The organism is Skermanella sp., assembly GCF_059503625.1.
This window is the reverse complement of record NZ_JCACHA010001037.1, coordinates 1-5,940: the sequence shown is the minus strand read 5'-3', so window position 1 is coordinate 5,940 and position 5,940 is coordinate 1. Positions and strand designations below refer to the sequence as shown.

General features: G+C 51.1%; 4 protein-coding genes and 1 pseudogene. All 5 read left to right on the top strand.

The window, feature by feature from the left end:
* Positions 1–184, top strand: a 184-nt coding sequence (locus AC5JJ6_RS37725; protein WP_496046958.1) for a hypothetical protein, incomplete at its 5' end; no start/stop codon positions are given.
* A 545-nt stretch (positions 185–729) separates the two neighbouring features.
* A complete protein-coding gene (locus AC5JJ6_RS37720; protein WP_496046957.1) occupies positions 730–1,494 on the top strand; it encodes a PIG-L deacetylase family protein in 765 nt (254 codons plus the stop codon).
* A 238-nt stretch (positions 1,495–1,732) separates the two neighbouring features.
* Positions 1,733–2,596: pseudogene (locus AC5JJ6_RS37715) on the top strand (IS110 family transposase).
* 1,086 nt (positions 2,597–3,682) lie between these two features.
* On the top strand, positions 3,683–4,378 hold the full coding sequence (locus AC5JJ6_RS37710) for a sugar transferase (RefSeq protein ID WP_496046956.1): 696 nt from the start codon (positions 3,683–3,685) through the stop codon (positions 4,376–4,378).
* 102 nt (positions 4,379–4,480) lie between these two features.
* Entirely contained in the window at positions 4,481–5,638 is a 1,158-nt protein-coding gene (locus tag AC5JJ6_RS37705) for a glycosyltransferase (RefSeq protein ID WP_496046955.1), read from the top strand.
* The last annotated feature ends 302 nt before the right edge of the window (positions 5,639–5,940 follow it).

The following is a 5,940-nucleotide window of genomic DNA, read 5'->3' as shown; positions in this document are numbered from 1 at the left end:
TCTTAACCAAGTTGTTCTCCAAATCATACTCAAGGCACTCGCGTTCTGTACGGGAAATATTGGCAGGTATCAGCCAAGCAGCAAGCCGAACGTCATGATGCCGATGCCTTGCCACTCCCATAACCATATATTTCGCGTCAACGGCGATTTCGACGGCGACAGAAACATCTTCGCCTTCTTCTGAGCCGCACTTTTTGTCTCTTTTATCATCACGATAGTTTCACTGTGAAGGGAGAAATTGGCTAGTGCTATGGAATGAGTAATTACTCATCGCAGCAGCTCATATGCGATTAGAGTACCAGAGCACCCCCCTCCCGCTGATTGGGTGGTCGCAATTGTGCTCAAAAGCAGTAGATATAGCACCGTCGGGAGAAGAGGCGAGTTGGGGTGCCGGCCTCCTGCCGGACCGTACTGTACGAATCTATCAAGGTTCCGGTCAATTTCGGTCGATCGTATCACAATTGAGCAATCACAATGCTTCGCCACAAAGTACTGTGGAGCCTCGGTTCATATCCGATTGAAAGCTCGTTTCATCGTAATTGGCCTGATAAAATTACAAAGTTACCGTGGAAGGTCAATGGGAACACTGCAACTCGACTGCCTTCGTCTAAGCGTGTTGACATTGTACCTGTGCTGCATGCGCAGGGCGAAAGTGGTATAACTAAGTGGGCACAAATGCTACGTCAAACTTTAGGTACTGTATTGTCGAGCTACCGTGGTATAGCCTCAATGACAGCGACCGATATCACTGGAACGACGGCTGGGAATTCTTGCTTGGTGTTGGCGCCTCATGCCGATGATGAAACTTTTGGATGTGGTGCAACGATACTTCGCAAGCGTGCATTGTCAACTCCAGTTAAGGTCGTGATAGCGACAGATGGCCGGCACTCGACTAAGTCCTCGATCATCTCACCCGATCAACTGGTAGAATTGCGTCGGCAGGAAGCGCTGGTAGCCTGTTCGCATCTCGGGGTCGAATCTGACGACGTTACATTTCTAAATTTCGAGGATGGAACGCTACACGCCCATTTGCCCGACTTGGTCTCAGTGCTCTCGATGTTGATTGAGAGATTCCGGCCGGCGGAGATTTTAGTGACATCATCTCAAGATGGACATCCGGATCATCGTATGCTGAACAAAGCGGCATATGAGGCGGCAGAGAGCCGGACGGATATCCGATTATTGGAATACCCAATTTGGTTCTGGCATCCCAGTTCCTGGATCTCGCGCCAGGAGTCGCCCGTCAGCCAGGCAAACAACCTGTTTATACGGCCGATTTCTGAAATAATGCGAATGCGCCGCTACCGGGTACAAGCACATCCTTATCTTCCGCAGAAGAAAGAGGCAATGGGCGCATACGCTTCTCAAGTCACTAATTTGACGGGGGAGGTGGATTGGTCGATGATGGCGCCTTGGATGCTTAGAAATTTCACTTGGAATAACGAAATTTTTTTTGAAAGACGCGATTGGCGAACGATTGACAGAATGGTATGATGTTGGCGTTAATATTACTCCGCTATATTGCTTGAGATATCATATTGAGCTGATATCTCAAGCACTTGCCGTTCACTGGATATTGAACTGCGTCGAACCTGCCTGAGGGCAATTCAATTGAATAGCACCGCCATGACGGAGTAATCGGTTTAGAACCTGCTTGCAGGCATGTCGCCCTTCGCCGTGGCAGTCGGGATGCGACTTTAGATGCCGTAATGGGCCTCAGCGGGGGACAGCTATGGACGACTATGCCGGGATCGACGTGTCGTTGGAACAGAGCGGCGTGTGCGTGGTGGATGCGACGGGCAAGATGGTGTGCGAAGCCAAGGTGGCGAGCGAGCCGGAGGCGGCGGTCCGCTTCTTCGGCCAGCTCAGTGTGCCGGTGACGCGCATTGGGCTGGAGGCTAGTCCCCTGTCACAGTGGCTGCATGCCGGGCTGAGCGGGTCGAGCGCAAGCTCCTGCAGAGCAAGTTGCGCGATGTGGAGTTCAGCATCCGCGGCATTCTGCGCGGCTTCGGGCTGAAGGTTGGCGAGGTGAGCAAGGGGCGCTTGCGGCACGGGTCGAAGAGCGGATCGCCGGGCACGCGATGCTGGAGGCGGTGGTCGGTGCCATGCTGACGGCGCGGACCGGCTTGCACAGTGAGTTCATGCGTCTGCACCGGCAAGGCAAGTGCTGGCGATCGTGCGGGCGGACAACGTCTGCCGGCGGCTGATGACGGTGCCCGGTGTCGGAGCGCTGGTCGCGGTGACTTTCAAGGCGACCGTGGACGATCCGGCGCGCTTCACCTCATCCAAGGCAATGGGTGCGCACTTCGGGCTGACACCCAAGAAGTACCAGTCCGGCGAAACCGATGTGACGGGTGGCGTCAGTAAAGTTGGTGACGCCATGGTGCGGAACGCCCTGTACGAGGCGGCCAACGTGCTGCTGAGCCGGACGACACGCTTTTCGACACTGAAGCGTTGGACCCTGGACGTCGCTAGGCGCTGCGGCGTGAAGCAGGTGAAGGTCGCCCTGGCGAGGAGGCTCGCGACCGTGTTGCACCGTATGTGGGTGGATGGCAGCGTATTCCGCTGGGGTAAGGAGACGCCGGTGGCCGCGTAAGCGGATCACCAGGTAATAGTTTGGGGCAGGATCGGTAGGGTCTTGCCTCGGTGAGGTCCCGTCGCCGGGACGCGGAAACCAATGAGGCCGGAAGTAGTGCTGTTGAATTCCCTGTTAGGGTGAACCACGCGCCTTGGATTGTCCCGCTGGCTTCCCTTATCTGACTGCATGGTGTGGCGGCCTCAGTGCTGACCACGGACGGAAGCGTGAAGCCGGCGATGAGACAGTCACTCGGGGACTTGACACCCAACGGCCCATTACGGAAGAGATTCATGCGCGTGAAGTGCCCGGTGGGGACCGCCGAGTCGAGACCCATGGTGTTGAGCCAACAGAGCTCCCGATCATGCAAGCCACCGGCGAGCAGGAGTGCTGCCGAAGATCCCACTGCCCGAGGAAACGCTCGTCCTGCCGCGAGGCGCGGATCGCCTGCGCCATCCTGCGGCGGAAAACGTCCATGACACCGTCGGCGTCGTACCGGCTATGCATGAAGCCGCGTCCAGTGGGTTTCCATCGCTCGCTTGCAGTCAACCGGGATGAGGCTGATGTGCTGTGGTGGCACGGCATGGAATGATCTACTCCGAGGGACTTCAGACCTGTCATCATAACACTTGGTCTGAATTAATGCCCACGTCTTCAAAAAATCCTAAGCAACTAGAATTTTAAAGTAAACTCTAAAGAAATGTTTTCTATCGTCGTGGCGCAAAACTTCGCATTTTGTGGATATGCCGGTCGGATTTGTGGGCATGTGCGCTGAACCTACTATCCCTTTGTGAAAGTCCCGTAAACGTTTAACATAAACCGAACGATTCATATTTCCTGTAATTTCAATCAAATAATGCATCGGTGGAAAATGGTGGTAAAGCCATTTGTCAGTTAGACATATAATTACATATGGTACGGTCAGAGAGTACCGCTCCGGTATACTAACCTAGAAACCAGAGCCTTAGTATAAATAGAACGTTTAATCTCCTTGAAACTTGTTTATCGTCGTGGCCGAGAAACGCCACACTTAACTCTACAAAATGCACATCCAGAAGAACATGATCTCGCATCACATTGAGGGTTGAAAATACCATGTTAAAACCAATGATCAGCAGCGCCCAATTCGACGGTATATCCAAAATTACGAGTTTAACAAATATAGATTGTTGTTTTGAAGATTTATCTACCAGACGATCGAGCGTCGTGAAGAGGCTATTCGATATTTCGATATCATTAGCTATTGTAGGTTTTTGCCTGCCGCTTATGATGATAGTGTATATGATTACTGCACTTGACGGCGGTCAAGCGATCTATGCCCATAAACGTATTGGACGGCACGGCAAAGAGTTTCCCTGCTATAAATTTCGCAGCATGCGAAAGAACTCCGATCTTTTTCTGGCGCAATTGATTGCAACTGATCCGCAGATCGCGGAAGAATGGCAGCAGTCGCGTAAATTGAAAGTTGACCCACGTATAACACGCTGGGGACATTTTATGAGAAAGAGTAGTTTGGACGAGCTTCCACAGTTGTTCAACGTTCTTTTCGGTGACATGAGTCTTGTAGGTCCTCGTCCAGTTACGCATGATGAGCTTGATAGGTATGGTGAAAATGCTATCTATTATCTGAGTGTCAGACCTGGCATTACAGGGCAGTGGCAAGTCAGCGGTCGTAGTATGTTGGACTACGATCGCAGAGTTCTACTAGATATAGATTATGTAAAGAACTTATCTCTTGGAAGAGATATCTACATTCTGGTAAAAACATTTTTCGTCGTGATCAAGCAGAGGGGTGCCTGCTAGTTCTAAATTAGTATTTTAATGCTTTGAATTTGGATTGCGCACGGTCATCGCATTCCTCAAATTTAAGATTTGACTTTGTAATATAATTAAAGGAACAAAGCAATGAGCCACGAGGTAAATGGGGAGAATAAGTTGCGTATTCTCAGTATATGTCAAGCTTATGGAGCTGGGGTATTAAAGGTTCTGTCACAAATAATTTCTTCTTTGGGTAGCGACAATTTTGAGCATCATGTCGTTTGGAGTCAAAGGGAAGAAACTCCAGCAGACTGGCGTCGCAATTTTTCGACAGAGGTAAGATTTCATCGATGGGAATGCCAACGGCAAATCAACCCTATCAAAGATCCAGTGGCACTATACCAGTTGCTCAAGATCATCCGGCAGGTGAAACCTGATCTGATCCATGCACATTCGTCGAAAGCAGGGCTGGTGCGTCTGCTCAGACCTTTTCTTCCGAGTATCCCCATCATATACACCCCACATGCCTTCAGCTTTCTCCAACCGGTCGGGCAATGGCAAAAGCTGGCTTACATGAGCGCCGAATGGGTGCTCGCGCGCTTTTCCTCGGACATTATAGGTGTATCGGCCAGTGAAGCGGATAGTGCGCGGAAACTGGGATTGGCCAGCACATATATCAGTAATATGTGCGATGTAGAAGCAATCTCTCACATAGTCAGCAACTTGCCGCCTAAAGCCAGGCCAAGAAGACCTTTAGTCGGCATGGCGGGGCGAGGTATGCCGCAGAAGAATCCAGGCCTGTTCATCGATGTGGCGCGCCGCATGGAAGGGGAGGTCGATTTCCTGTGGATTGGCGATCTCCGAGAGCAATACCTGATCGATGCGCCAGCCAATCTGACTGTGACCGGCTGGCTCGAGTGGGAGCAAGTCATAGCCCGAATAGCGCAGTTGGATATATATCTACACACGGCACTATGGGAAGGGATGCCGATGACAGTGCTCGAGGCTATGGCGACCAAGCGTCCTGTAATCGCTTATCCTGCACAAGGCACTATCGAGGCCGTTCAGCAAGGTGTGACCGGTTTGCTCACGTCCGACTCGGACGGCTTTGTTAATCTCATTCGCTTGATGCAGAAATTCCCAGAAATGGCGGACGCTTTTGGGCAACAAGGGTACAACATGGTGACCAAGAATTTTGGGCCGGATATGTTCGCCAAGCAGTGGACGGCTGCTTACGTCACTCGAATTTTGGCAGCTAGCTCAAACAAGTTGACACCGTCCTTGCCTATCGTGGATGTCCGTTAGAAATTCAGTGTCTATTTCGTAAGGGAGCCTGACGAGATCTGGCAAGCGAGGACACTGGCCTGCTACCCTACCTAGAAGAGTTCTTAACTGCCAACCATGCAAAATAAACAACGTTAGATATACTGTTCACCCGCCGATCTAACGGAGCTTTCAAGTTAATGATCATGTTGTATGTACATTTAATTGTCGTATCGTTGTTGTTGTTGTGGGTTGCTATTCCACTTTCTTCCTTAATAGCGTGTGCCATCTGTGGCGGATGGCGTATTTCGCTAAAAAATTGGATTCTTACTATAGTCCTTACT

Excerpts from the sequence above, each read along its gene's own strand:
- AC5JJ6_RS37720 (WP_496046957.1), top strand. The coding sequence starts at position 730 with ATGACAGCGACCGATATCACTGGAACGACGGCTGGGAATTCTTGCTTG.
- AC5JJ6_RS37710 (WP_496046956.1), top strand. The coding sequence starts at position 3,683 with ATGATCAGCAGCGCCCAATTCGACGGTATATCCAAAATTACGAGTTTA.
- AC5JJ6_RS37705 (WP_496046955.1), top strand. The coding sequence starts at position 4,481 with ATGAGCCACGAGGTAAATGGGGAGAATAAGTTGCGTATTCTCAGTATA.